19 protein-coding genes are annotated in these 22847 nt (G+C 72.3%); 11 read left to right on the forward strand and 8 right to left on the reverse strand.

Annotated features, from left to right (window positions below; genetic code table 11):
- The first annotated feature begins 24 nt into the window (after nucleotides 1–24).
- The 3 genes from rfbA to DS079_RS09660 are packed head-to-tail and all read left to right on the forward strand — an operon-like array spanning nucleotide 25 to nucleotide 3349.
- Nucleotides 25–912: a glucose-1-phosphate thymidylyltransferase RfbA gene (gene rfbA / locus DS079_RS09650; RefSeq protein ID WP_126986940.1), complete on the forward strand. Its 888-nt coding sequence runs from the start codon at nucleotides 25–27 to the stop codon at nucleotides 910–912.
- Nucleotides 912–1925, forward strand: a complete 1014-nt coding sequence (rfbB, locus tag DS079_RS09655) for a dTDP-glucose 4,6-dehydratase (RefSeq protein WP_164736187.1) — start codon at nucleotides 912–914, stop codon at nucleotides 1923–1925. Before rfbA ends, rfbB begins: the two co-directional genes overlap by 1 nt.
- Entirely contained in the window at nucleotides 1922–3349 is a 1428-nt protein-coding gene (locus DS079_RS09660; RefSeq protein ID WP_164736188.1) for a sugar nucleotide-binding protein, read from the forward strand. The genes rfbB and DS079_RS09660 overlap by 4 nt, the downstream gene beginning before the upstream one ends.
- 28 nt (nucleotides 3350–3377) lie before the next feature.
- On the opposite strand, the gene DS079_RS09665 is transcribed toward DS079_RS09660, so the two are convergent.
- Complete coding sequence (locus tag DS079_RS09665) at nucleotides 3378–4253, reverse strand: M23 family metallopeptidase (RefSeq protein WP_126986944.1); 876 nt, start codon at nucleotides 4251–4253, stop codon at nucleotides 3378–3380.
- Nucleotides 4254–4449: 196 nt separating this feature from the next.
- On the opposite strand from DS079_RS09665, the gene DS079_RS09670 reads away from it, so the two are divergent.
- Nucleotides 4450–4908 (forward strand): GNAT family N-acetyltransferase, encoded by a 459-nt coding sequence (locus DS079_RS09670; protein WP_126986946.1) that lies wholly within the window; start codon nucleotides 4450–4452, stop codon nucleotides 4906–4908.
- Nucleotides 4909–4957: 49 nt separating this feature from the next.
- Here DS079_RS09670 and DS079_RS09675 read toward each other — a convergent pair whose 3' ends face one another.
- Nucleotides 4958–5557, reverse strand: a complete 600-nt coding sequence (locus tag DS079_RS09675; protein WP_126986948.1) for a TetR/AcrR family transcriptional regulator — start codon at nucleotides 5555–5557, stop codon at nucleotides 4958–4960.
- A gap of 61 nt (nucleotides 5558–5618) precedes the next feature.
- Here DS079_RS09675 and DS079_RS09680 point away from each other — a divergent pair, with 61 nt between their 5' ends.
- Nucleotides 5619–6536: an oxidoreductase gene (locus DS079_RS09680; RefSeq protein WP_126986950.1), complete on the forward strand. Its 918-nt coding sequence runs from the start codon at nucleotides 5619–5621 to the stop codon at nucleotides 6534–6536.
- On the opposite strand, the gene DS079_RS09685 is transcribed toward DS079_RS09680, so the two are convergent.
- The 3 genes from DS079_RS09685 to DS079_RS09695 all read right to left on the reverse strand — a co-directional run bounded on the left by DS079_RS09685 (nucleotide 6481) and on the right by DS079_RS09695 (nucleotide 10165).
- Nucleotides 6481–7635 (reverse strand): patatin-like phospholipase family protein, encoded by a 1155-nt coding sequence (locus DS079_RS09685; protein ID WP_241237616.1) that lies wholly within the window; start codon nucleotides 7633–7635, stop codon nucleotides 6481–6483. The two genes, DS079_RS09680 and DS079_RS09685, sit on opposite strands and share 56 nt — an antisense overlap.
- Nucleotides 7636–8207: 572 nt before the next feature.
- Nucleotides 8208–9344: a Gfo/Idh/MocA family protein gene (locus tag DS079_RS09690; RefSeq protein WP_126986952.1), complete on the reverse strand. Its 1137-nt coding sequence runs from the start codon at nucleotides 9342–9344 to the stop codon at nucleotides 8208–8210.
- A complete protein-coding gene (locus tag DS079_RS09695; protein ID WP_126986954.1) occupies nucleotides 9341–10165 on the reverse strand; it encodes a sugar phosphate isomerase/epimerase family protein in 825 nt (274 codons plus the stop codon). Before DS079_RS09695 ends, DS079_RS09690 begins: the two co-directional genes overlap by 4 nt.
- Before the next feature lie 162 nt (nucleotides 10166–10327).
- Between DS079_RS09695 and DS079_RS09700 the strand changes: the two genes are divergently transcribed.
- Nucleotides 10328–11071 carry a TetR/AcrR family transcriptional regulator gene (locus DS079_RS09700; RefSeq protein WP_241237617.1) on the forward strand — a complete coding sequence of 248 codons (744 nt, stop codon included), beginning with the start codon at nucleotides 10328–10330 and terminating at the stop codon, nucleotides 11069–11071.
- A gap of 52 nt (nucleotides 11072–11123) precedes the next feature.
- Nucleotides 11124–12119 (forward strand): formylglycine-generating enzyme family protein, encoded by a 996-nt coding sequence (locus DS079_RS09705; protein WP_241237618.1) that lies wholly within the window; start codon nucleotides 11124–11126, stop codon nucleotides 12117–12119.
- Nucleotides 12120–12135: 16 nt separating this feature from the next.
- On the opposite strand, the gene DS079_RS09710 is transcribed toward DS079_RS09705, so the two are convergent.
- Nucleotides 12136–13428, reverse strand: coding sequence for a Fic family protein (locus tag DS079_RS09710; RefSeq protein WP_126986958.1), 1293 nt, complete (start codon nucleotides 13426–13428; stop codon nucleotides 12136–12138).
- 328 nt (nucleotides 13429–13756) lie between these two features.
- Here DS079_RS09710 and DS079_RS09715 point away from each other — a divergent pair, with 328 nt between their 5' ends.
- Entirely contained in the window at nucleotides 13757–14989 is a 1233-nt protein-coding gene (locus DS079_RS09715) for an MFS transporter (protein WP_271190689.1), read from the forward strand.
- A 27-nt stretch (nucleotides 14990–15016) separates the two neighbouring features.
- On the opposite strand, the gene DS079_RS09720 is transcribed toward DS079_RS09715, so the two are convergent.
- Entirely contained in the window at nucleotides 15017–16231 is a 1215-nt protein-coding gene (locus tag DS079_RS09720; RefSeq protein WP_126986962.1) for a COG1361 family protein, read from the reverse strand.
- Between the two features lie 133 nt (nucleotides 16232–16364).
- On the opposite strand from DS079_RS09720, the gene DS079_RS09725 reads away from it, so the two are divergent.
- From DS079_RS09725 to DS079_RS09735, 3 genes are read left to right on the forward strand one after another with little or no spacing between them, the layout of a single operon-like run.
- The gene (locus DS079_RS09725) at nucleotides 16365–17396 is read left to right on the forward strand and encodes an AAA family ATPase (RefSeq protein ID WP_126986964.1); all 1032 of its coding nucleotides are present in this window, start codon (nucleotides 16365–16367) and stop codon (nucleotides 17394–17396) included.
- Nucleotides 17393–18742: a DUF58 domain-containing protein gene (locus DS079_RS09730; RefSeq protein WP_126986966.1), complete on the forward strand. Its 1350-nt coding sequence runs from the start codon at nucleotides 17393–17395 to the stop codon at nucleotides 18740–18742. The genes DS079_RS09725 and DS079_RS09730 overlap by 4 nt, the downstream gene beginning before the upstream one ends.
- Complete coding sequence (locus DS079_RS09735; RefSeq protein WP_126986968.1) at nucleotides 18739–21327, forward strand: transglutaminase TgpA family protein; 2589 nt, start codon at nucleotides 18739–18741, stop codon at nucleotides 21325–21327. The genes DS079_RS09730 and DS079_RS09735 overlap by 4 nt, the downstream gene beginning before the upstream one ends.
- A gap of 16 nt (nucleotides 21328–21343) precedes the next feature.
- Here DS079_RS09735 and DS079_RS09740 read toward each other — a convergent pair whose 3' ends face one another.
- Complete coding sequence (locus tag DS079_RS09740; protein WP_126986970.1) at nucleotides 21344–22783, reverse strand: NAD(P)/FAD-dependent oxidoreductase; 1440 nt, start codon at nucleotides 22781–22783, stop codon at nucleotides 21344–21346.
- Between the last annotated feature and the right edge of the window lie 64 nt (nucleotides 22784–22847).

The raw sequence follows: 22847 nt of genomic DNA on the forward strand, positions 1-22847 counted from the left end.
GCCCCCGCCTGCCATCATGAGCACATGCGCGGAATCATCCTCGCGGGCGGCACGGGCTCCCGGCTGCACCCGCTCACCCTCGGCGTCTCCAAGCAGCTCATGCCCGTCTACGACAAGCCGATGATCTACTACCCGCTGAGCACCCTGATGCTCGCGGGGATCCGGGAGATCCTGATCATCACCACCCCCGAGGACCAGGCCGCCTTCCAGCGCGTCCTCGGCGACGGGTCCCGCTTCGGGATCGAGCTCGAGTACACCGTCCAGCCCTCCCCGGACGGCCTCGCCCAGGCCTTCGTGCTGGGGGAGGAGTTCCTGGACGGGCAGCGCTGCGCGCTGATCCTCGGCGACAACCTCTTCTACGGCCAGGGCATGGGCACCCAGCTGCGCCGCTACGCGGAGGTCGAGGGCGCCGCCGTGTTCGGCTACTGGGTCAGCGACCCGCGCTCCTACGGCGTGGTGGAGATGGGCGAGGACGGCCGTGCGCTCTCCCTCGAGGAGAAGCCCGCCCAGCCCCGCTCGAACCTCGCCTTGCCGGGCCTGTACTTCTACGACGAGACCGTCGTCGAGCGGGCGAAGGCGCTGCGGCCCTCGGCCCGCGGCGAGCTCGAGATCACCGACCTGAACCGCGGATACCTGGAGGACGGACAGCTGCAGGTCGAGGTGCTCACCCGCGGCACCGCCTGGCTCGACACCGGCACCTTCGACGACCTCGCCGCGGCCGGCGAGTTCATCGCCACAGTCCAGAAGCGGCAGGGCCTGTCCATCGGCTCCCCCGAGGAGGTCGCCTGGCGGATGGGCCACCTGAGCGACGAGGAGCTGCGCGAGCGGGCGCAGCCCCTGGTCAAGTCGGGCTACGGCCGCTACCTGCTCGACGTCCTCGACCGCGAACGCATCCCCGGAGGTTCCCGCTGATGTCCCCCCACCTGCTCGTCACCGGCGGCGCCGGCTTCATCGGCTCCAACTTCGTCCACCACGTCCTCGCGCACACCGACGCGCGAGTGACCGTCCTGGACAAGCTCACCTACGCCAGCTCCGCAGCCTCCCTCGACGGTCTGCCCGAGGGCCGGGTGCGCCTGGTCGAGGGCGATGTCGCCGATGCGGCGCTGGTCGAGGAGCTCGTCGCGCCGCTGACCGGCGAGGGCGACGCGATCGTGCACTACGCGGCCGAGTCCCACAACGACAACTCGCTCGCAGACCCGTCCCCGTTCCTGCACACCAACTTCACCGGCACCTTCACCCTGCTCGAGGCGGCGCGGAGGCACGGCACCCGCTACCACCACATCTCGACCGACGAGGTCTACGGCGACCTCGCGCTGGATGACCCCGAGCGGTTCACCGAGACCACCGCGTACAACCCCTCCAGCCCGTATTCCGCCACCAAGGCCGGCAGCGACCTGCTGGTCCGCGCCTGGGTGCGGTCCTTCGGGGTACAGGCGACGCTCTCGAACTGCTCCAACAACTACGGCCCCCGCCAGCACGTGGAGAAGTTCATCCCCCGCCAGATCACCAACCTGATCGACGGGATCCGCCCCCGCCTCTACGGGATGGGCGAGAACGTGCGCGACTGGATCCACGCCGACGACCACTCCTCCGCCGTCCTGACGATCCTGGAGAAGGGCCGGATCGGGGAGACCTACCTGATCGGCGCCGACGGGGAGAAGTCGAACAAGGAGGTCGTGGAGCTCATCCTGCAGCAGATGGGACGGGAGGCCGACGACTTCGACCACGTCACCGACCGGCCCGGCCACGACCTGCGCTACGCGATCGACTCCACCAAGCTGCGCACCGAGCTCGGCTGGACCCCGTCCTACCCGGACTTCGAGGCCGGCCTCGCCGCGACCGTCGACTGGTATCGGGGCAACGAGGCGTGGTGGCGGGGCCAGAAGGCCGCGACCGAGGCGAAGTACGCGAAGGCGGGCCAGTGACCGCCCTGCCCGTCGTCCACGAGACCCCGATCCCCGGCCTCCTCGTGGTGGACCTGCCCGTCCACGGCGATGCGCGGGGCTGGTTCAAGGAGAACTGGCAGCGGGAGAAGATGCTCGCCGCCGGGCTGCCGGACTTCGGCCCCGTCCAGAACAACATCTCCTTCAACCAGGCCCCCGGCGTCACCCGCGGCATCCACGCCGAGCCCTGGGACAAGTACATCTCCGTGGCGACCGGGCGCGTGTTCGGCGCCTGGGTGGACCTGCGCGAGGGCGACTCCTTCGGCGCCGTGTACTGGCACGAGATCACCCCCGAGGTCGCGATCTTCGTGCCGCGCGGAGTGGGCAACGCCTTCCAGACCCTCGAGGCGCCCTCGGCCTACACCTACCTGGTCAACGACCACTGGTCCGCGGCCGCGCAGTCGCAGTACACCTTCCTGAACCTCGCCGACGAGAGCGCCGCGATCCCCTGGCCGATCCCGCTCGAGCAGGCGGAGCTCTCGGAGAAGGACCTGAACCACCCGCGCCTGGCGGACGTCGTCCCGGTCCCGCCGCGCCGCACCCTCGTCGTCGGCGCGAGCGGTCAGCTGGGCCGCGCTCTCGCCGCGCGCTGGCAGAGGCGGGCCGACGTGGACCTCGTCGGCCGTGACCAGCTGGACCTCGCCTCCGCGCAGTCGGTCGCCACCTTCGACTTCTCCCCGTACGGCACGATCGTCAACGCCGCCGCGCACACCGCCGTCGACGCCGCCGAGACCCCGGAGGGCCGGGCCGAGGCCTGGGCCGTGAACGTCGACGGCCTCGCCCGGCTCGTCGAGGCCGCCCGCGCCCAGCGCGCGACGCTCGTGCACGTCTCGAGCGACTACGTCTTCGACGGCACCGCGGAGGTCCATGACGAGACGGAGCCGCTGACCCCGCTCGGCGTCTACGGGCAGACCAAGGCCGCCGGCGACCGGCTGGTGGCGACCCTGCCGGAGCACTTCGTGCTGCGCACCAGCTGGGTGGTGGGGGAGGGGAGGAACTTCGTCGCGACCATGGCGAGCCTCGCAGAGCGCGGCATCGACCCGAGCGTGGTCGACGACCAGATCGGCCGGCTGACCTTCACGGACGACCTCGCCGCCGCGATCGAGCACCTGCTCACGGTGCGGCCCGAGCCGGGGGTGTACAACCTCAGCGCCGGCGGGGAGCCAACGAGCTGGGCCGGGATCGCGCGCCAGGTGTATGCGCTGACCGGCCACGACCCGCAGCGCGTCACCCCGGTGCCGACGGTCGAGTACTACGCCGCCCAGGGGAGGGCTGAGGGCGACGGCACCATCGCGCCGCGCCCCCGCAGCTCGGTGCTGGACCTCGCGAAGATCGAGGCGACCGGCTTCGCAGTGCGGGACCAGGCCGAGGCGCTCGCCGCGCACCTGGGAGTCGTCGGCCGCTGAGCTGGGGCCGGCGTGTGCCGCGTCGGTGTCAGTGGGAGGCGCCCTCCGCGACCGCGGTGAACAGCTCCTCGTTCGCGGGCACCCCGGTATGCACCGCGCCCTCCTCGTCGAGATAGCGCCAGGTGAACGGCACACCCTTCGCGGTGGAGATGTCGGACCCGTCCATGAGCTGGACGTGGACGTGCGGATCGGAGGAGTTGCCGGAGTTCCCGCACTGCCCGAGCACCTGACCGGCCCGCACCCGCTCGCCCACCTGCACCGTGGGCGAGCCGCGCCGGAGATGAGCGAGCACCGCGACCGTCCCGGCAGGGACGTCGGACCCCTCGTCGTCGTGGGCCGCCCCGCTCCCGGCCGCGCGCACCATGACGTGGTTGCCCAGCAGGTGCCGCGGCGAGCCGAGACTGCGCACGAATCCCTCGAGCAGCAGATACGCGATGCCCGGGAGGGAGAGGCGGCTGAGATGGTCGCGGCTGGTCCCGTGCACAGCGATCACCTCCCCGTCGAACGGGGCGAGCACCTCCTGCCCGAAGGACGGGAACCCCTCGGGCCGACGCATCGGCGCCCAGAACGGATCCAGGGCCCGGGGCGAGGCGCCCTCGGGCTCGTGGGTGATGTCGAGGGCGTAGGTCTGCGCGAGACGATGGGTGTGAGACGGGACCGATGAGGCCGGTGAGTTCAGCCCCCGCCACCGCCCGCGCACCGGCACCGCGACCGCGACCGGGTCCTGTTCCTGCGTGGGGCGCTGGAGGCGGGTCTGCAGGAACTGGCCGACCAGGCTCAGCACGACGAGCGCGACCCCCAGCAGGTAGGCGGGACCGATCCCTCGGCCCAGCGAGACCGTCACGATGATCAGCACGGCGCCGAGGCCGAGCGCAGGTCCGGACAGTCTCAGCAGTGACGGCACGGTGGAGCCTTGTCGACGAAGGGAAGGTGCAGACCCACCGTACGAGCGACGCGGCAGCGGACGCCATGACATTCCCGCGAGGCGCAGGGGGGCGCGCCCGGCCCCCGGATCCGTGGCCGCTCGACCTCTCGGCTCTCGGATCCCCGGGCCTCTCAATCCGCTGGTCCTCGCGGGCAGGGCTCGCTACGGTCGCGGAATGGACACCGACGTCTTCGTCCCCGCCGACTTCACCCCGCCCACGTCGCTCGTGCGCGAGCGCTTCCGCCTCGAGCCCCTCGGTCCGCAGCACAACGAGGCCGACCTCGCTGCCTGGACCAGCAGCGTCGACCAAATCCGCGATACCCCCGGCTACCCGGACGGCTCCTGGCCGCCGCCCGAGGGGATGACTCCCGAACGGAACCGGCAGGACCTCGAGCGCCACGCCGCCGACTTCGCCGCGCGGAAGGGCTTCACCTTCACCGTCCTCGACCCCGCCGACGGCGACGTGATCGGCTGCGTGTACATCTACCCCGCCCAGGACCCCGCCCACGAGGCGGAGATCCAGTCGTGGGTGCGCGCGAGCCACGCCGAGCTCGACGGTCCCCTCGCAGACGCTCTCGCCCAGTGGCTCGCCGAGGCCTGGCCCTGGCAGCGTGTGGACCGCTTCGGGCGGTGAGCCGTCCTCGGCGGTCCCGGCCGCCGCTGCGTGCCGCGCGCCGCCCCGATCAGTCCGGACGGTTGCCGCGCAGGAACTGCTCCACCGCCGCGTCGACCAGCTCGTCGAGCCGCTCGGCCTCGACCATCCCGCCGTTGATGAGCGTGGCGATGCCCTGCACGGTCGCGAGCAGCACGATCCCGGCCCGGGAGGACGTCCCGGCGGCGAGCAGCCCCTCGGCCTGGCCCTGCTCGATCAGACCGGGCAGGGTCGCGAACGCCGCGGACGCCGCCTCGCGCACCTCCTCCGCCCCGTCGCGGTGCTTGGTGGAGAACATGAGCTCGAGCAGCGCGGCGTCCTGGGTCGCGAAGCGCACGAAGGCCCCCACCGCGTCGTGCAGGCGCGAGGCGAAAACGTCGTCGGCCGCCTCGATCGCCGCCTCCAGCTTCGCCCCCAGGCGCTCGAAGCCCGTGATGGCGAGCGCATCCAGCAGCGCCTGACGGTCGCGGAAGTGGCGTCGCGGCGCCGCATGGCTCACCCCGATCTGACGTGCCAGCTCGCGCAGCGAGAGCTCGTCCTGGCCCTGCGCGCGCAGGGTCCGCTCGGCGGCGCTCAGCAGGGCATCACGGAGGCTGCCGTGGTGGTAGGGGCGTTCCTCGGTCTCGGTCACGTCCGGATCCTATCGATGTTTCCATTGACAACACCAGTTGCCACTGTCTACATTGTGGCCCATGACAACATTCTCCGTGGACGCCCTCCCCGATCTCACCGGACGCACCGTGATCGTCACCGGTGCCAACAGCGGCATCGGCCGCGTCACCGCCCGTGTCCTCGCCGAGCACGGCGCCCGCGTGATCCTGGCCGTGCGCGATCCGCGCAGAGGGGCCGACGCCGCCGCCACGATGAGCGGCGAGGTCGAGGTGCGGCGTCTGGACCTCGCCGACCTCGCCTCGGTGCGGCTCTTCGCCGGCGGCATCGACGGCCCCGTCGACCTGCTGATCAACAACGCCGGGCTGATGATCCCGCCGCTGGGACGCACGGCCGACGGCTTCGAGCTCCAGCTCGGCACCAACCATCTCGGCCACTTCGCCCTGACCAACCTGCTGCTGCCGCAGCTCGTCGGCCGCGTGGTCACCGTCTCCTCCATCGCCCACCGCAGCGGCGCGATCAACCTCCACGACCCCAACTGGGAGCGCCGCCCCTATCGAGCGCCGCGCGCGTACGCCCAGTCCAAGCTCGCGAATCTCCTGTTCACCGCCGAGCTGCAGCGGCGCCTCGAGGGGGCAGGCTCCGAAGTGCTCTCCCTGGCCGCGCACCCCGGCCTCGCCGCGACCTCGCTGCTGCGCGGCCGACGCGGCCGGCTGGTCGAGGCCGCGGAGAGCGCGCTCATCGGCCTGCTGGGCCACGACGACGTGGGCGGGGCCCAGCCCACGCTGATGGCCGCCACGGCGGACCTCCCCGGGGACACGTACGTCGGCCCCACCGGGCGCTTCGGCGCCCGCGGCGAGCCCGGCCCCGTCGAGCGTTCCGCCCGCGCCGAGGACACCCAGATGGCCCGCAGCCTGTGGAGCCTCTCCGAGGAGCTCACCGGCGTCAGCTTCCCCCTGGGCGGGCCGGTCCGCTCCGGTGTCGCTCCACGTACCGCCTGAAGTCCCACGGCTCCTGGCCGCGCTCGTCGCCGTCGAGGAACTCCGTCGCGGCCTTGCGCCCCTTGCGGTGGAGCAGGTCGCGGTCCTCGTCGGAGAGGTCGAACTGGGTGGGGCGCACCGCCGCGGTGTCGATGAAGATGGTCCGCTCCACCGCATGCTGGGCGTCGATGTGCATCCGGTCGTAGAACCCGGTGACCGTGTCCACGAGCGCCTTCCCGAAGGAGAGCGGGCCGCGGATCCGGTTGCGCTGGCCGAAGTCCGCCTCGGGCTTGGCCGAGAGCTTGATGCCGAAGGTGGGCCAGCGCGGCATCTCGCCGCCCGGCCGGTCGAACACGGAGACCGGGAAGTTCGAGAGCATCCCGCCGTCCACCAGCACCGCACTGCCGCCCGCGGGGGACCTCCATCGCGCCGGGCGGAAGAACAGCGGGATCGAGGACGAGACCCGCACCGCCTCCGCGATCCGCAGACGCTCCGGGTCGCGCCCGAACTCGGCCGCGTCGCGGGGAAGCAGTCGCAGCTTCCCGGCCGAGAGGTCCGAGGCGGTGACCACCAGGCGGTGACGGCGCGGATCGTCCCTGTCCACGTCCACCTCGGGATCGTCGATGACGAGGTCGCCGAAGGTGCCGGTGCTGCCTGCCGGGGCGTGCTCGGCGAGCTGCTCCTCGAGCCACTGCTGGAGGAAGTCGCCGCGGTGGATGCCGTTGTGCAGCAGGATCGACAGCGCCTTGCCGGGCAGGGTGCGGGTCCACCAGGGCCCGTCCTCGAAGCGCCGGTAGTCGGTGGCGCGGAGGATCTCCACCATCGTGGACCCGTCGATCCCCGAGGCCGCGAGCGCGCCCGCGATCGCCCCGGCCGACGAGCCCGCCACCCGGTGCACCCGGTAGCCGCGCTCCTCGAGCACCTCGATCGCCCCGGCCAGGGCGATGCCCTTGACCCCGCCGCCCTCCATCACGAGGTCGACCCGATTCGAGAGGTCCTCGCCTCCGGCGTGCGCAGATTTGCCCTCAGCCGCGGCGTGCGCAGATTTGCCCTCATCTTTCGAGTGCGGGGCGACGCTCGGCGGGGTGTCGGGCGAGACGGCAGGCTGCGGGGACGTCATGGCGCCCAGGCTAGGGGAGCGGTCCGACGCCGAGCCGACGCGGCCGGGCCGCGGGCAGGCCGGTGGACAGATCCACGACGCAGGGATAGCGAACATGGGCGAATGACGTGCTCGAAAGCCCATGCCTGCTGACCGGCAGAACATGGGCGAATGACGTGCTCGAAAGCCCATGTCTGCTGACCGGCCGACCTGCGACGGCGCGTCATGCAGGACCTCGCTCGGGCCGAAAGTTTTGTGCCTGCGGCGAGTCATGCGAGCCCGCAGATGAGTCCTCACGGCCACAAAAGCTCACCGGCCCCGCGCCGGCCGGGTCCACGACGTCGCTTCCCGCCACCGAGACGTGGCGATGTGACGGTATTGGGCCTCATACCGTCACAAACTCAGGTCTCGATCGCGTGCTGCCCGGTCTGCCCCGTCCAGCCCGCCCCCCGCGCCGTCCCGTCCTGCCCCCACCCCACCCACGCAACAACCCGCCGAGGCCGATGCGATCGCTCGCACCGACCCCGGCGGGTCAGAATCCTGCGGAGGCCCTGGTCAGAGCCCCCTCAGATGCCCTGCTGAGAACCCCCTGCTCAGAGCGTCCTCGCCAGCGGGTCGAAGCCCTCGGGCAGCACCGGCACGGTGTCCACCGACGACTCGACGTCCACGAACTCGCCGCGCTCGGCGGACTCCTCGGCGGAGAGCATGATGTCCAGGACGTGGTAGCCCACTGCGCCGGAGGCGACGTGCGGGCGGTCCTCCTGGATGGCGCGGACCATGTCCAGCAGGCCGAGGCCGCGGCCGGTGACCGGACCCTCCTGCTGGATCTCGATCCACTCCTGCTCGGGCGGGGCCTCGCCGAAGGACTCGAAGGGGCGCACGTAGGCGATGCGGCCCTCGAACATGTTCGGGTCGGGGATCGAGAGCGAGCCCTCGGTGCCGTGGATCTCGACGATGCCCTGACGCGCGAGCGGCGAGTCGAAGCTGACCAGCGAGGTGCCGGTCTGGCCGCCCTCGAACTGGGTGAGCACGGAGATGGTCGACGGCGGCTCGACGGGGAACTTCTGCCCCTTGTTCGGGCCGACGAGGATCTCGCGCTCCTCCTGCGCCTTCAGACCCATCGCGGCGACCTTCTCGACGGTGCCGAAGAGGCTCACCAGGGTGGTGAAGTAGTAGGGGCCGATGTCCAGCAGCGGGCCCGCGCCCTTGGCGAACAGGAAGGCGGGGTTCGGGTGGAAGACCTCCGGGCCCTGCCACTGCATGGAGGTCTGCGCGAACAGCGGGCGGCCGATGAGGCCGTCGAGGATCGCGCGCTTGGCGGTCTGCACGCCGGCGCCGAGCACGGTGTCGGGGGCGCAGCCGATGCGCAGCCCGGCCTCGTCGGCCTGCTTCAGCAGCGCGGCGGTGGACTCGCGGTCCAGGCCCAGCGGCTTCTCGGTCCACACGTGCTTGCCCGCGGCGATCGCCTGCGAGGAGATCTCCGTGTGCACGGCGGGGATGGTCAGGTTCACGACGACCTGCACGCCCGGGTGGTCCAGCACGTCCTGCGCGGTGCCGGAGGCGGGGATGCCGTACTTCTCGGCCTGGGCCGCGGCGACCTCGGTGTTGAGATCGCCGAGGATCAGGACCTCGAGGTCGGGGAAGGTGGTGAGGTTCGTCAGGTACTGGTCGGAGATGACTCCGGTGCCGATGAAGCCGACGCCCACGGGGCCGTTGAAAGGGGTGCTCATGCTGCGAGTCCTCCGTCGATCAGGAAGCGGTAGCTGTTCTCGACGTCCGCGAAGACGTCGCCGGGGGCGTTGTCGTACTCGATGACGGCGTACTTGACGTTCGACGCCGCCTTCATCGCCTCGACGGTGGGCACCTCGCCCTGGCCGGCGTGGCGCTGGTCCAGGCTCGAGGAGCTGAACTTCGGGGCGCCGGGCGCGAAGGGGTTGGACTCGGGCTTGATGCCGTCCTTGACGTGGATCGCGACGAGGCGGTCGCCGAGCTCCTGCACCAGCGCGACGACGTCCTGGCCGCCGACGAGAGCCCAGTACAGGTCCAGCTCGATCTCGACCGACGGATCGACCAGCGACAGGAAGCGCTGGTAGGCGGTCTGGCCGTCGAAGTCCGCGAGGAACTCCTGGGCGTGGTTGTGGTAGCCGACCGCGAGGCCGAACTCCTTGGCCTTCTCGGAAGCGGCGTTGAGGCGCTCGGCGATGTCCTTCACGCCGTCCTCGGTGAGCCAGCGCTCGGTGGGGACCATCGGGTCGATGACGGTCTTCATGCCGATCTCGGCGGCGGCCTCGAACACGACCTCGTTGGAGGGGGTGGGGATGGAGCCGTCCGGGGTCCACAGCTCGTCGGAGAGCAGCGGGGCGTGACCGGTGGGGGAGGCGAGGCCGGAGGCGTCCAGCGCCGCGCGGATCTCCTTCGGGCGGCGCACGAAGTCGAAGGCCTCGACGTTCTTCAGGCCGATGCCGGCGAGCTTGTCGAGGGAGCCGTTCATGTCTGCGGAGAACTCCGCGGCCAGCGTGTACAGCTGGACGGAGGCGAGGGGCAATGCCACGGGTGACCTGCTTTCGGTACGTCGTCGTCAGAGGGCGGGTCGCACTCGCCGGCCCGCGGCGCGCGAGGGGTGGGGCGGTGCGTGGACGACAGCGTAGCACCGGATCCCACCAGGTGGAGGTTTTGTCTGGGATCGGCGTCCGACGGCGCATACTGTGGCGCCATGAGCACCGACGACGAGCCCGCCGAGGACCCCGCGAACCCAGCCGCGAGCTCCGCCTCGAGCCCTGCCGGGGATCTCGCGATCCCTGCCGACGACGCCGCCGGACCGGCCGGTCCGTCGGCCGCCGGAACGGCGCGGCCCCGCGGCATCGGCCGTCAGGGCTCCTACTCCAAGGGCATCGCGCGGAGGCAGGAGATCCTCGACCGCGCGATCGAGGTGTTCCGCGACCGCGGGGCCGACGGCACCTCGCTGCGCCGGATCGCCGAGGCCATCGGCGTCTCCCACGGCGCGCTGCTGCACTACTTCTCCTCCCGCGAGGAGCTGCTGGTCGCCGTCTACGAGCACGCCGAGCGTCGGCGCGACCTCGACCGGCTCGAGCGGGAGGGCCCGAGCGCCCTCGACGACGAGCGCGCCGTCGAGGTGATGGCCAACGCGGCGCTGGCGAACCTCGAGGTGCCCGGTCTCGTCCAGCTCTACTCGACGCTGGTGGCGACCTCGCTCGAGAGCGAGCGCGGCCCGGCGAAGGAGTTCTTCACCGCCCGCTTCGAGAACGTGCGCGGCGGCCTCGCGACCCGCCTGCGCGAGGACCAGGCCGCGGGCCGGGTGCGGGGCGACGTCGACCCCGAGCAGATGGCGGCGCTGATCGTCGCCGCCTCGGACGGCCTGCAGATCCAGTGGCTGCTCGAGCCCTCGATCCAGCTGCAGCGGACCCTCGAGCTGTTCGCGGTGCTGCTGGAGCCGTGAGGGGCTGACGGGGCAGTATGGGGGACGCGCACCGATGACAGGAGAATCACCGATGACCAGCGGATGCGGCTGCGGCTGCGGGACGCCCAGCCGGGAGCAGCTGCTCGGGGACCTCGCCGTTCCGGCCGCCGGTCCGGCATCGTCGGCCGGCGCAGGTCGCCACCCGATCGAGCAGATCGCCGTCCCCGCCGGCACCTTCACGATGGGCGACTCCTCCGGCGACAAGAACCGCGCCGACGGCGAGACGCCGCGCCACGAGGTCGCACTCAGCGCCTTCGACATCGACGCCACGACCGTCACCAACGACGCCTTCGCCCGCTTCGTCGACGAGACCGGCTACGTCACCGAGGCCGAGAGCTTCGGGTTCTCCGCCGTCTTCCACCTCGCGATCGCCGCGCCCGAGGAGGACGTGATGGGTCCGGCCGACGGCACCCCCTGGTGGGCCGGGGTGAAGGGCGCGGACTGGCGCCACCCGGGCGGCCGCCTCTCCGATCTCGACGGCCGCGGCGACCACCCGGCGGTGCACATCTCCTGGAACGACGCGATCGCCTACTGCGACTGGGCCGGGCGCCGACTGCCCACCGAGGCCGAATGGGAGTACGCCGCCCGCGGCGGGATCGACGGCGCGAAGTACCCCTGGGGCGATCAGGAGGTCGACGAGGGCGGCTGGCGCGCCAACATCTTCCAGGGCGAGTTCCCGCGCCGGAACACCTGCGAGGACGGCTTCCTCACCACCGCGCCCGTGCGCAGCTTCGAACCGAACGGCTACGGACTGTGGCAGATGGTCGGCAACGTCTGGGAGTGGTGCGAGGACTGGTTCCACCCCGCCACCTACCGCCGCGGCACCACCGCCGAGAAGCGCACCCTGGTCACGGACCCCGTCGGTCCCGAGACAGGGCAGACCCGCGTCATGCGCGGCGGCAGCTACCTGTGCCACCTCTCCTACTGCAACCGCTACCGCAACTCGGCCCGCTCCCAGAACACCCCCGACTCCTCCATGGGCAACGGCGGCTTCCGCACCGTCGGCCGACGGCGCGGCGAGGTGTGATCGGGACGAGGCGCACTCATCGCTGAGGGCGAGAGGGCGCCGCACGCACTGGTGGTGAGCTCGCCGTGTCGAAGTCTCGGCTCGCCATCGCCCGCTCGCTGTGCGTGATGAGGTCCAGCACGTCGAGCGACACATAGGCGCGCTGTGCCCGCCCGATCGAGATCGGGTCGAGGATGCCGTACTCCGCCAGGCGTGCCAGTGCGTTCTGGGCCGCGGTCGTCGTCACCCCGTGCATCCGGGTCACCGTGGAGGTGGTGAGCACAGGCGTGCCGGGCAGGGCGTCGAGGATGGTGGACAGGGCAGAGTCCCGACGAGTGGCGCGCACCCTGCCCTCGCGGTGCCGCGCCTCGGTGATGATCCGGGCCCACTCCTCACGCAGCTCCGCGAGCCGGCGCTCCAGATCTGCAGCCTGCTCGGCAGCGATGTGCACGGCATGGGCGAAAGTGCTGATCCAGACTTCGTATGCCGCGAAGACCTCGGGAGACCCAGGCCCTCCCTCGACCCGGAAGGCGCCGAGGCCAGCGATGTACTGCTCGTGGAGGGTCGCGAGCACCAGGCTCACCGGGAGGATCACTTCCGAGGTGAGCCCGCGACGGGTGAGCACGGTGTGTATCAGGGCGCGCCCCACACGGCCGTTCCCGTCGGGGAAGGGGTGGATCGTCTCGAACTGCGCGTGGACCAGTGCGGCCTGCACGATCGGGGAATGAGCGGCACCGGCCATGTACAGCACGAGGTCCTCGAGCAGGCTCCGCACCTGCTCCGGAGGAGGCGGCACATGCGCCGCCTCGAGGGGGTGATAGCGCGAGCCGCCGATCCAGTTCTGCGTAGTGCGCACCCCCTGCAGATCCGTGGGGTCGGTGATGAGGGAGGACTGAAGGGTCTCGAGTTCGCCGATGGTCAGGGCGTCCTTCGTCGAGAGCGCGTCGGAGGCGGCCCGCACGATCGTCATGTTCCGCGCGACCTGCTGGGCCGTCTCGGTCAGGCCCCGGACGTCCTCGTCGAGCGCGAGTTCGGCCAGGGCGACGCTCTGCGGACTGGGCGTGATCCCCTCGATGTAGGACGACGCGATCGCCTCTGAGCGCAGGAGGAACCGCGACACCAGTCCCAGGTCTCCATGAGTGCCACGGTTCAGCGAGCGGACCGCGCGCTCGGCTGCGGCGACCTCGGCGTCCACCGCGGGGCTGACGGCGAGGCGCATGCCCGCGAGCGCCGTGGGCGTGTAGGCGCGGTAGCCGCCCGAACGCCGATCGGAGCGAGGGATGCCGGAGTCGTGCGGGTTCTCCCAGTAGTGGCTTGAGTAGTGCCCCATGGATAGTCCCTAAGGTGGTGGGAAGAGCTCAAGGATCCAAGGATAACTCTTAAAGTTGGATGGATGGCCGACGGGAGCCACCTTAGGAGTTATCTCGGCGCCGACAGTCGCCGTGCGACTCGGCGGCTCTCCTCGACCTCCGACATCAGTCGACCTACGAAGTCTCTCCTGCCGGGCCGCCCTGGTCCGCTGTCGGCGCCCGACCGTAGGCTGAGCCTGACGCCGGCGCTCTGACCAGCGCCTCTCCGGCGCAGACGGGCTCCGCACGACCAGCCTGTCCCGCCCACGAGACCCACGAAGAAGGTCGATCCCCACGGCCACGCCGACCCTGCGCCGCTTCGGTCCGCTCCGCGACCGCCACTCCCGCCCGTATCTGATGACCGCCGGCCTGTCGATGATGGGCGACAACATCGAGCACGTGATCACCTACTGGGTGCTGTGGGAGGTGTTCGCCTCGCCCTGGCTGGTGGGCTTCCAGGTGATCAGCCACTGGCTGCCGTTCCTGCTGTTCTCGGTGCTGTTCGGCGGGCTCGCGGAGAAGTACGACTGCCGACGCATCATCCAGATCGCCCAGGGCCTGTTCGCTGTCGTGTCCCTGAGCTGGGGCCTGCTGTTCCTGACGGGGACGCTGGAGATGTGGAGCGCCTGCGTGCTGCTGGTGCTGCACGGCTGCGCCGGGGCGCTGTGGGGCCCGGCCGAGCAGCTGATGCTGCACGACTTCGCCGAGCCCGCCGAGCTGCCGAGCGCGGTGCGGCTGAACGCGACGTTCAAGTCCCTCGGCGTGCTCGCGGGCCCCGTCGTCGGCTCGCTCCTGCTGCTGCTCCTGGGGCCGACGTGGGGGATCCTCGCCAACATCGTCTTCTACCTGCCGATGACGCTGCTGATGCTGCGCACCCCGTTCACCGGCCACTCCCGCAGCGGCTTCGTGCGCCGCGAGCGGGTCTCGATCCTGGACACCCCGCGGGTGCTGCGCACGGTCGGCAGCGACAAGGTGCTGGTGGGCATGATCGCGCTCGCCGGTCTGATCGCGGTGTGCGTCGGCGCGTCGCTGCAGGTGGCGATGCCGAACTTCGCCCAGGTGCTCGGCGCCGGGGACGAGGGCGGCCTCGGCTACGGCGCGCTCCTGTTCGCCAACGGGATCGGGGGAGTGGTGGGCGGCTTCCTGCTCGAGGCCACCGGGATCCTGAAGGTCGACGTGCGCGGCGCGGTGATCGCGGCGGTGATGTTCGGGCTGACCTCGCTGATCGTCGCGACCACGACCAGCTATCCGATCGCGCTGATCGCGCTGGTGATCGGCGGCGTCGCGTACCTCGCCGCGACTGCGATCGGGCAGGCGCTCGTGCAGCTGCGCGCCCCGGAGGACCAGCGAGGCCGCGTCGTCGGCGTCTACTCGATGATCGGCAGCGGCATGCGCACCGGCAACGGCATCACGATCGGCTGGCTCGGCGCGCTGCTCGGCGTCAGCGGCGCGGTCGCCGTGGGCGGGCTCGCGCGCGTGGTCGGCGCGCTGCTGATCGGCGTGCTCATCGCGCTGCAGACCCGCCGCGGCGCCCCCGCCTGACCGAGGCGGCGGCCGTCCGTCTGCGGCTCAGCGTCCGCGACGGACTTGGTGGATCTTCAGTCCGGCGCCGAGGAGGATCGCGGCGGCCGCGATCCCGGCGGGGACGAGCATGTTCGACCCGGTCGCGGCGAGCGCATCGCCGTCGGAGGACTCGGAGCCCGAGCCGTCGTCGCTCGAGCTGCCGTTGTCGGAGCCTGCGGGCACCTCGATCTCGGAGGCTTCGGCCGACGGGTCGATCACCGTGCGGGCCTGGTCGGGAGTCGTGCCGACCGAGCCGGTGGAGACCCCGCCCGCGAACAGCTGAGTCATCAGCACCGCGAGCGCGGCCGACTGCTTCTGGTCAGCGGTCGCCTCCTGCTGGGCGGCCGGGAAGTCATTGGTCGCCGAGCCGGGAGCGGCCGGCGGCTGCGCGGGCGCGTCGCCCCTGCTCGCGGCGTCGTCGTTCGCGGCCGACGCCGAGGTGTCGCCGTCCTCCTCGTCGCCGGGGAAAGGCTTGGTGGGGTAGCCGGAAGCGTTGGTGTCGCCGCCCTGCTGCTTCTCGTCGGAGTCCTCGGTGTCGTCGGACCTGCCGTTGTCCTCGGAGTCCTGATTCTGCTCGTCGTCTGAGCCGGAGCCGCCGGTGCCGGTGTCGGAGCCGTCTCCGACGGGTTCTTCGTCGTCCGGGTTCGGGGCGTCGCTGACCTGCTCCTCGTCATCCCCGCTGCCCTGGCCTTCGTCGTCGCCCTCGGCTGGCGGGGTGGTCTCGCCAGGGTCCGGCTCTTCGCTGGGCTTATCGGGCTCGGTGGTCGGGGGAGGGGGCTCCTCCTCACCCTTGACGACCTTGAAAGTTGCGTTGTTGTTGAAGTTATCGGACTTGACCACAAACGAGTAGTCGCCGGGTTCGGCGAGCTCCGGGACATCGAAGGTCAGGGTCGCCGTACCCCCAGGCGCCGCGCTGATCGAGCCCGGCTCGGCGGAGAAACCTCCCGGCCCGGTGACATCGACCGTTGCGGATTCACGATTCGGGCCAGGGAAACACTGCACCGTAAGCGTGACGGGCTCGCCGGGGGCGACCTCGCTCGGCGTGACAGCGAGCGTGGTCTCGTAATTTCCGGCCGCGTCCGCCGCGCAGCCGCCGTCGGACGGCCCGGGCGCTCCCGGCGTCGCGGGGGCATCACCGAACGCGACAGCGGGTCCGGCAGCGAACGCCGCGAGCAGCAGCAGCCCGGCAGAGGACTGGGCGACGGTACGGCGGACAGACATCAGAACCCTTCGGGAGGCTGGGGAGGACCAGCCATACTGTAGGAGGCGACGGCGCCCCGGGGGACCTCAACGAATTCATCCCCCGGCAAACTTTTCATGAACACCGCTGGGGTGCGCATCGGAGGAGCCTGTGATGATCCTGGAAGAATCCGGTGCCGGAAACGCCCCTGACCTGCAGGGGAGCGAGGCGCCCGAGGTCCTGTCGGAGCAGCGGGCCCACCAGATCGCCGAGGACGCCTTCGCGGTGGTGAGAGAGATCGCCACCATCGTCGAGGGCAAGGAGGAAGTGGCCCGGATCGCGGTGCTGGTGCTCCTGGCCGGCGGGCACCTGCTGATCGAGGACATTCCCGGCGTCGGCAAGACGATGCTCGCCAAGTCCCTCTCCGCCGCGCTCGGCGCGGACCGCCACCGCATCCAGTTCACCCCCGACCTGCTGCCCGGCGACGTGACCGGCGCGAGCGTGTTCAACCAGGCCAGCGGCGAGTTCGAGTTCCGTCCCGGCGCCGTGTTCACGCAGATCCTGCTGGCCGACGAGATCAACCGCGCCTCCCCGAAGACCCAGTCCGCACTACTCGAGGCGATGGAGGAGCGGCAGGTCAGCGTCGACGGCACCACCTACGCGCTCGCCGAGCCGTTCATGGTCGTCGCGACCGCGAACCCCGTCGAGATGGAGGGCACCTACCGCCTACCCGAGGCGCAGCGAGACCGCTTCCTCGCACAGACCTCGATGGGCTATCCCGTCGCCTCCGCCGAGGCGCGAATGCTCGAGGCGCAGGCCGGGCCCGTGGCCGAGGGGGACCGGGAGGTGGTCGACGCGGTCCGCCGACGCACCAGCCCCGAACGGATCGCCGCCCAGGTGCGGGCGGTGCGCAGCGTCTACGCCTCGCCCGTGATCCTGCAGTACGTGGTGCGCCTGGCGGAGGCGACCCGCTCCCACCCCCAGGTCACCCTCGGCGCCTCGCCCCGTGCGGCCGTGCATCTGGTGCGCGCGGCGAAGGCGAACGCCGCGCTCGCCGCCCGCACCTTCGTCACCCCGCAGGACATCGCCGACGTCATCTTCCCGGTCTGGCGCCACCGGCTCCATCTGACCCCGCAGGCGCTCTCCCGCGGCGCGAGCGCCGGGGAGCTCGTGGACCAGGTCCTGCGCAGCACCCCGCAGACGTGAGGGGCCGCGCACGCACGATCCTCCGCCCCACCGGGCGGGGCGTCGTCGTGCTCGTGGCCTGCGCGGCGCTGTGGCTGCTGGGCGACCTCACCCGCATCGAGCCCGCCCGGCAGCTCGCCGCCGGCCTCGTGCTGGTCCTCGCCGTCGGCGCGATCGGGATCCTCGTCGCCGGCCGCGGCATCTCCCCGCGGCGCCGGGTCGTGGACGACGCGGTGCCCGTCGGCGGCTCCGCCCGCGTGATGCTCGAGATGCAGGACCGCCCGTGGATCACCGTCGTGCCGCTCGGCCGGGGCGTGGTGCGCGAGCATCTCCCGGAGGAGCTCGGGGGCCAGGGAGACCTGCCGCTGGCGAGGCGCATGCCGCACGTGCTGCACGTGAGCCGGCGCGGCGGCCATGCGCTCGGCCCGTACTCGGTCCTGGTGCGCGACGTCTTCGGGCTGTTCCACCTCCGCCGCACCGTTGAGGACGGGCTGCGGATCACCGGCCTGCCCGTGGTCGCCGAGATGTCGACCGCCGCGGAGCGCTCGACCGGCATCGCCGACGACGCCGTGGCCGGTGCGGTGCCCGTCGCGGGGGTGGGGGAGATCGGCCCGATCGCCCGCCCCTACGCCGCCGGCGACGACATCCGCCGCATCCACTGGCGGGCCAGCGCCCGCACCGGCACGCTGATGACCCGCGAGGACGAGCCGACCGCGGGCCGCAGCGCCGTGGTCGTGCTGGACACCACCCGGCGGGACGGGCTCGAGGGGCAGGTCGAGGAGGCGCTCGTCTCCCATGCCGCGACCGTGCTGGACTCCCTGGGCCGCAACGGCTGGGAGGTGCGGATCGTGGACGCCTCGGGCGACGAGATCACCCGCACCCAGCGCCGACGCGGAGTCCCCGGCCCGTCCCTGCTGGGCGGCGAGGCCGACGCGCTCGAGCGCCGCGCCTCCCTCCTCGCGCTCGCCGAGGTCGACTTCGACGACGACGAGCAGCACGGCGTGGGCCGCGACCACGCCGCCGGCCATGCCGAGCTCGCGATCGCGCTCGGCGCCGACCTGGGCGAGCCCTTCGCGGGCCTCGAGCTGGACCGCTTCGCCGGCCGCGCCACGCGCCGCACCGCGATCGCGCTGGACGCGGCGCTGCCCGAGGAGGAGCCCGAGACGCCCCGTCGTGCCCGTCGCATCGGCCCCGCCGACGGCGACGACTTCGGCCACGCCCACGAGAAGCACGCCGAGCAGCTCGCCGCCGCGCGCGCCCAGCGGCCGCCGCGCCGCTCGCGCCTGGGCACCTGGGCCCTCGTGCGCGGCTCCTCCGCCGACACCCTCGACGACCTGCTCACCACCGCCGTGGAGGAGCCGCGATGAGCCCGCTGATGGGCCGCCCCTCGCTCGAGGGCCCCCACCTCACCGGCCGCGCCCTGCTGCTCCTGGTCGCACTGCTGCTCGCCGCCGCGCCCACCTCCCAGCTGCTGGCCGGCGCGTCCTGGCTGGTGCTGACCCTGACCGGCGCCGCCCCCGTGATCCTCGGCGGGATCGTGCTGCGCCACCTGATCTCCCGGACCGCGCTGGTGCCGCTGCTCCAGCTGGGCCTGATCCTCGTGCTGATGCTCGTCGTCGAGACGGCGCAGGGGCTCGCCCCGTGGTCCGACGGTCCGATCGCGGTTCTCGCCTCCCAGCCCGAGGTGCTGCGGCTCGGGGTGCGGGAGCTCGCCTCCGGCCTGCCGCCGCTGGTGCTCGGCGCGCCCGGGACCGTGATCATCGTCGTGCTCGTCGCGCTGCTCGCCCTGCTGCTGGACCTGCTGTACCTCGACCTCGGCTGGCACACCCCCACCGCCCTGCTGCTGATGGGCACCGTGCTCGTGCCCGCGCTGCAGCAGCCCTCGGGCGGGGCGTGGTGGCAGGTGGCCGCGCCGGTCGCCGCCGGCGCCGCCGTCCTCGCCGTCCGCACCGTCCACGGGGACCCGCGCTATCTCGAAGGGGACCGCCGCCCGCAGGCCGGACCCGTCCCCGCGCCCGGCCGCACCCTCGGCGCCGCGGTCCTGTGCGTCGCGCTCGTCGCCGCCGGCGCCCCCGTGCTCGGCGCGGCCCTGCCCCAGCTGGTCCCGCCGCGGATCGCGCTGAACGTCGACGTGCTGAACCGCTGGAAGGACCCCGACACCCCGCAGCTCGGCCCCGTCATGATCGACGACGACGTCTCCGTGCGCCGCTCCCTGCTCGAGCAGTCCGACACCGAGGTGCTGCGTTACACCACCACCGCCGAGGACCCCTCCTACCTGCGCCTGCGCACCCTGAACCGCTTCGACGGGGAGACCTTCCACGCCGGCGACGAGGAGGAGTCGAACCTCGCCTCCTCCTTCTCCGACGCCCGCGATGACGGCAGGGCGGTCAGCGGCGGCACGGGCGATCTCGAGGAGACCGACGTCCAGGTGATGAGCCTGGGCGGGGACCGGCTGCCGATGCCGGAGAACGTGCGCGAGGTGAGCTCCCCGACGCCGGCGCTGGCGCGTGCGCTCACCCTGCGGCCGGTCGACGGAGAGGCGGCGCTGGAGTTCGTCCCCGAGGGACTGACCGGGCAGCAGTACACCGTGCTCTCCGAGCCGCGCTCCTCCACCCCCGAGCAGCTCCGCGCGGTCACGCCCGCCGCGGCGAGCGCCCCCTTCGACTCCGGCTACACCGACCGCGCCGAGGTGCCGCAGGTCGCGGCCGACCTCGCCGAGCAGCTGGTCCAGGACGCCGGGGCGGAGAACGGCTTCGACGCGGCCGTCGCCTTCCAGGACTACTTCCGCAGCGCCTTCGCCTACTCCCTCACCGTGAACACCCCGCCGGGGGAGGACCCGCTGGAGTCCTTCCTCGAGGACCGGATCGGCTACTGCGAGCAGTTCGCCTCGACCTTCGCGCTGATGATGACCGCGCAGGGGTATCCGACACGGGTCGTCATCGGCTTCACCGCCGGGGACGCCGACGGGGACGAGCGCACCGTCAGCGCGCGCAACGCCCACGCCTGGCCCGAGGTGTGGTTCGGCCCCGAGCACGGCTGGGTCCAGTTCGAGCCCACCCCCGCCGCCGCGAACAACGGCGTGCGCACCCCCGAGGTCACCGACCTCTCCGCGAGCGAGGAGGACGTCGAGACCCCCGAGACGACCTCCGACACCCCGACCGCCGACGAGGAGAGCGCGAGCAGCGAGGAGGGCACCACCGAGGAGCAGAGCAGCGCGAGCACCGAGGAGGACGAGGCCGCCGAGCCGGGCCCCTCACCCCAGACGGTCCAGCGCATCGAGTGGGGCACAGTGAGCGTGCTCGGCCTCGGCGCGCTCCTGGCCGCCGCCGCGGCCGCCGTGGTGCTGGTGATCCGGCGCCGACGGATCCGCCATCGCGAGGAGCGCTGGGCGGCGCTCGGGGGTGGCGCGGGGGAGCGAGGCGCAGGAGCAGGCGCCGACGGAGAGCCCCCTGAGGAGGGCGGGGGCGGTGGCTCCGGTGCGTCGGGCGACGCCTCCGCCGCCGCGCTCGAGACCGAGCGGCTGCGCCGCGCCGCCGGCGAGCTGGCCTGGTCGGAGCTGACCCACGAGCTCGAGGTGCGGGCGACGGCGATCCGCTGGCTGGGCCTCACCGGCGCCTGGGGCAGGCCGCCGACGCGCCTCGCGATGGACCCGGCGCTGCCCCCGCACCGCGCCGTCGAGCAGCTGCTGGACCGCATCGCGGAGGGCACGCCCGAGGTCACCGCCGAGGACCGGGCCGCCGCCGCGCGCCTCGCCGATGCCTATACCGCCGCCGCCTACGCCGCACCGCTGCCCGCAGCCGCGAGAACGACCGGGCACGACGGCGCGAGGGCCACGCCGGCAGGCACGGCGGCCAGGGACGACGCCGAGACCGCCCCCGCGGAGGAGCGCCTTCAGCACCCCCTGCGGCATGACGCCGACCGGATCGTCGGGCTCATCCGCACCGCGCGCTGAGCCGCGCGGGGCCGGATCAGTCCTGGGAAGGGGCGGCGACGTCGGCCGCGCCGGGAGCGTCCTCGGCCGCCGCCCGGTTCTCCCGCGCCCCGGCATTCAGGCCGAAGAGGCGGTGCGGGGCCTGCTCCTCGAAGATCCGTGCCGCGCGCAGCGAGTCGACCTCGCCCACCACGGGGTTCGGCTGGTGGGTGCCGCGGGTGCCGCCGTACAGCGAGACGAGGTTCATCGCGACCGCGCGCTGGTTGCGGTGGCCGAGCATCTTCGTGATGTGCACGCCGAGCCAGGCCGCCCAGCCGAGCGATCCGGAGAGCCCGCCGAGCACCGGAATCTCCGCGATCGCGGCGTGGCGGCCGATCGTGGCCATGGTGCCGAGATTCGTGTAGGTGAAGGTCGGGCGCTGCTTGCCCTTCACGTCGGCGGCGATGGACTTCGCGACGGCCGAGCCGGTCTGGATCGCGGGCTGCGCGAGCTGGGGGAGGGCCTCGTCCTGGGCGGCGACGTCGCCGGCGGCGTACACCCCCGGCATGCCCTTGACCTGCAGGTGGTCGTCCACGGCGATGCGGCCGCGCTTGTCCTGCGGCAGGCCCCACCGGGAGACCGCCTCGGGGATCGCGACGCCGGCGGCCCAGATGGTGATGTCGGACTCGAGGATCGAGCCGTCGTCGAGGATCACGTGGTCGTAGCCGACCTCCTTCACGCCGTGGCCGAGGCGCAGCACGACGCCGCGGTCGCGCAGCTCGTCGGCGGCGTACTGGCGGTACTTGTCGCTGAACTCCTTGAGCAGCTCGTCGCCGCGCTGCAGCACCGTGAGCTGCAGGGTCCCCGGATCCATCTCGGGATAGAGGATGTCCAGCTCCTGCATGCGGAAGTCCGCCAGGGCGCCGGCGATCTCCACGCCCGTCGGTCCGCCGCCGACGATGCAGACGTGGAGCTTGTCGTGGGTGACGCCGGCCTCGCGGCTGGAGCGCTCGAGCTCGGAGAAGACCCGGTCGCGGATGGCGAGGGCCTGCGCGCGCGTGTACATCGGCATCGCGTGCTCCTCGGCGCCGGGGGTGCCGAAGTAGGTGGTGGTGGCGCCGTTGGCGAGCACCAGGTAGTCGTAGGAGAGCTCCTGATCGCCGCGCTGGCCCTCGTTGAGCGTGACGACCTTCCGCTCCGGGTCGACGCCGACCACCTCGCCCTGCCGATAGCGCATGTTGGGGACCTTCAGCGAGAGGCCGCGCAGGAACATGGTGACGTCTCCGGGGTTCAGTCCGGCGGTGGCCACCTGGTACAGCAGCGGCTGGAAGGTCTTGTAGACGTTGCGGTCGATGAGGGTGACGCGCACGCGGGCGTCGCGCAGGCCCAGCACGGCGTTGGCGCCGGCGAAGCCACCGCCCACGATGACCACGTGGGGCCAGCTCGCGCCGTCCTTCGCGGGGACCGTGGGACGGCGGGTGAGGAAGGGCAGCGACATGGGGAGGACTCCTTGGGGCGACGCGTCGGCCGACGGGGCGCGGCGGTGGCCGGCCGGGTCGTGC

The sequence above is a fragment of the Brachybacterium paraconglomeratum genome (assembly GCF_003994255.1).
GTDB lineage: Bacteria > Actinomycetota > Actinomycetes > Actinomycetales > Dermabacteraceae > Brachybacterium > Brachybacterium conglomeratum.

Excerpts from the sequence above, each read along its gene's own strand:
- rfbA (WP_126986940.1), top strand. The coding sequence starts at position 25 with ATGCGCGGAATCATCCTCGCGGGCGGCACGGGCTCCCGGCTGCACCCG.
- rfbB (WP_164736187.1), top strand. The coding sequence starts at position 912 with ATGTCCCCCCACCTGCTCGTCACCGGCGGCGCCGGCTTCATCGGCTCC.
- DS079_RS09670 (WP_126986946.1), top strand. The coding sequence starts at position 4,450 with ATGGACACCGACGTCTTCGTCCCCGCCGACTTCACCCCGCCCACGTCG.
- DS079_RS09680 (WP_126986950.1), top strand. The coding sequence starts at position 5,619 with ATGACAACATTCTCCGTGGACGCCCTCCCCGATCTCACCGGACGCACC.
- DS079_RS09685 (WP_241237616.1), bottom strand. The coding sequence starts at position 7,635 with ATGACGTCCCCGCAGCCTGCCGTCTCGCCCGACACCCCGCCGAGCGTC.
- DS079_RS09690 (WP_126986952.1), bottom strand. The coding sequence starts at position 9,344 with ATGAGCACCCCTTTCAACGGCCCCGTGGGCGTCGGCTTCATCGGCACC.
- DS079_RS09700 (WP_241237617.1), top strand. The coding sequence starts at position 10,328 with ATGAGCACCGACGACGAGCCCGCCGAGGACCCCGCGAACCCAGCCGCG.
- DS079_RS09705 (WP_241237618.1), top strand. The coding sequence starts at position 11,124 with ATGACCAGCGGATGCGGCTGCGGCTGCGGGACGCCCAGCCGGGAGCAG.
- DS079_RS09710 (WP_126986958.1), bottom strand. The coding sequence starts at position 13,428 with ATGGGGCACTACTCAAGCCACTACTGGGAGAACCCGCACGACTCCGGC.
- DS079_RS09720 (WP_126986962.1), bottom strand. The coding sequence starts at position 16,231 with ATGTCTGTCCGCCGTACCGTCGCCCAGTCCTCTGCCGGGCTGCTGCTG.
- DS079_RS09725 (WP_126986964.1), top strand. The coding sequence starts at position 16,365 with ATGATCCTGGAAGAATCCGGTGCCGGAAACGCCCCTGACCTGCAGGGG.
- DS079_RS09735 (WP_126986968.1), top strand. The coding sequence starts at position 18,739 with ATGAGCCCGCTGATGGGCCGCCCCTCGCTCGAGGGCCCCCACCTCACC.
- DS079_RS09740 (WP_126986970.1), bottom strand. The coding sequence starts at position 22,783 with ATGTCGCTGCCCTTCCTCACCCGCCGTCCCACGGTCCCCGCGAAGGAC.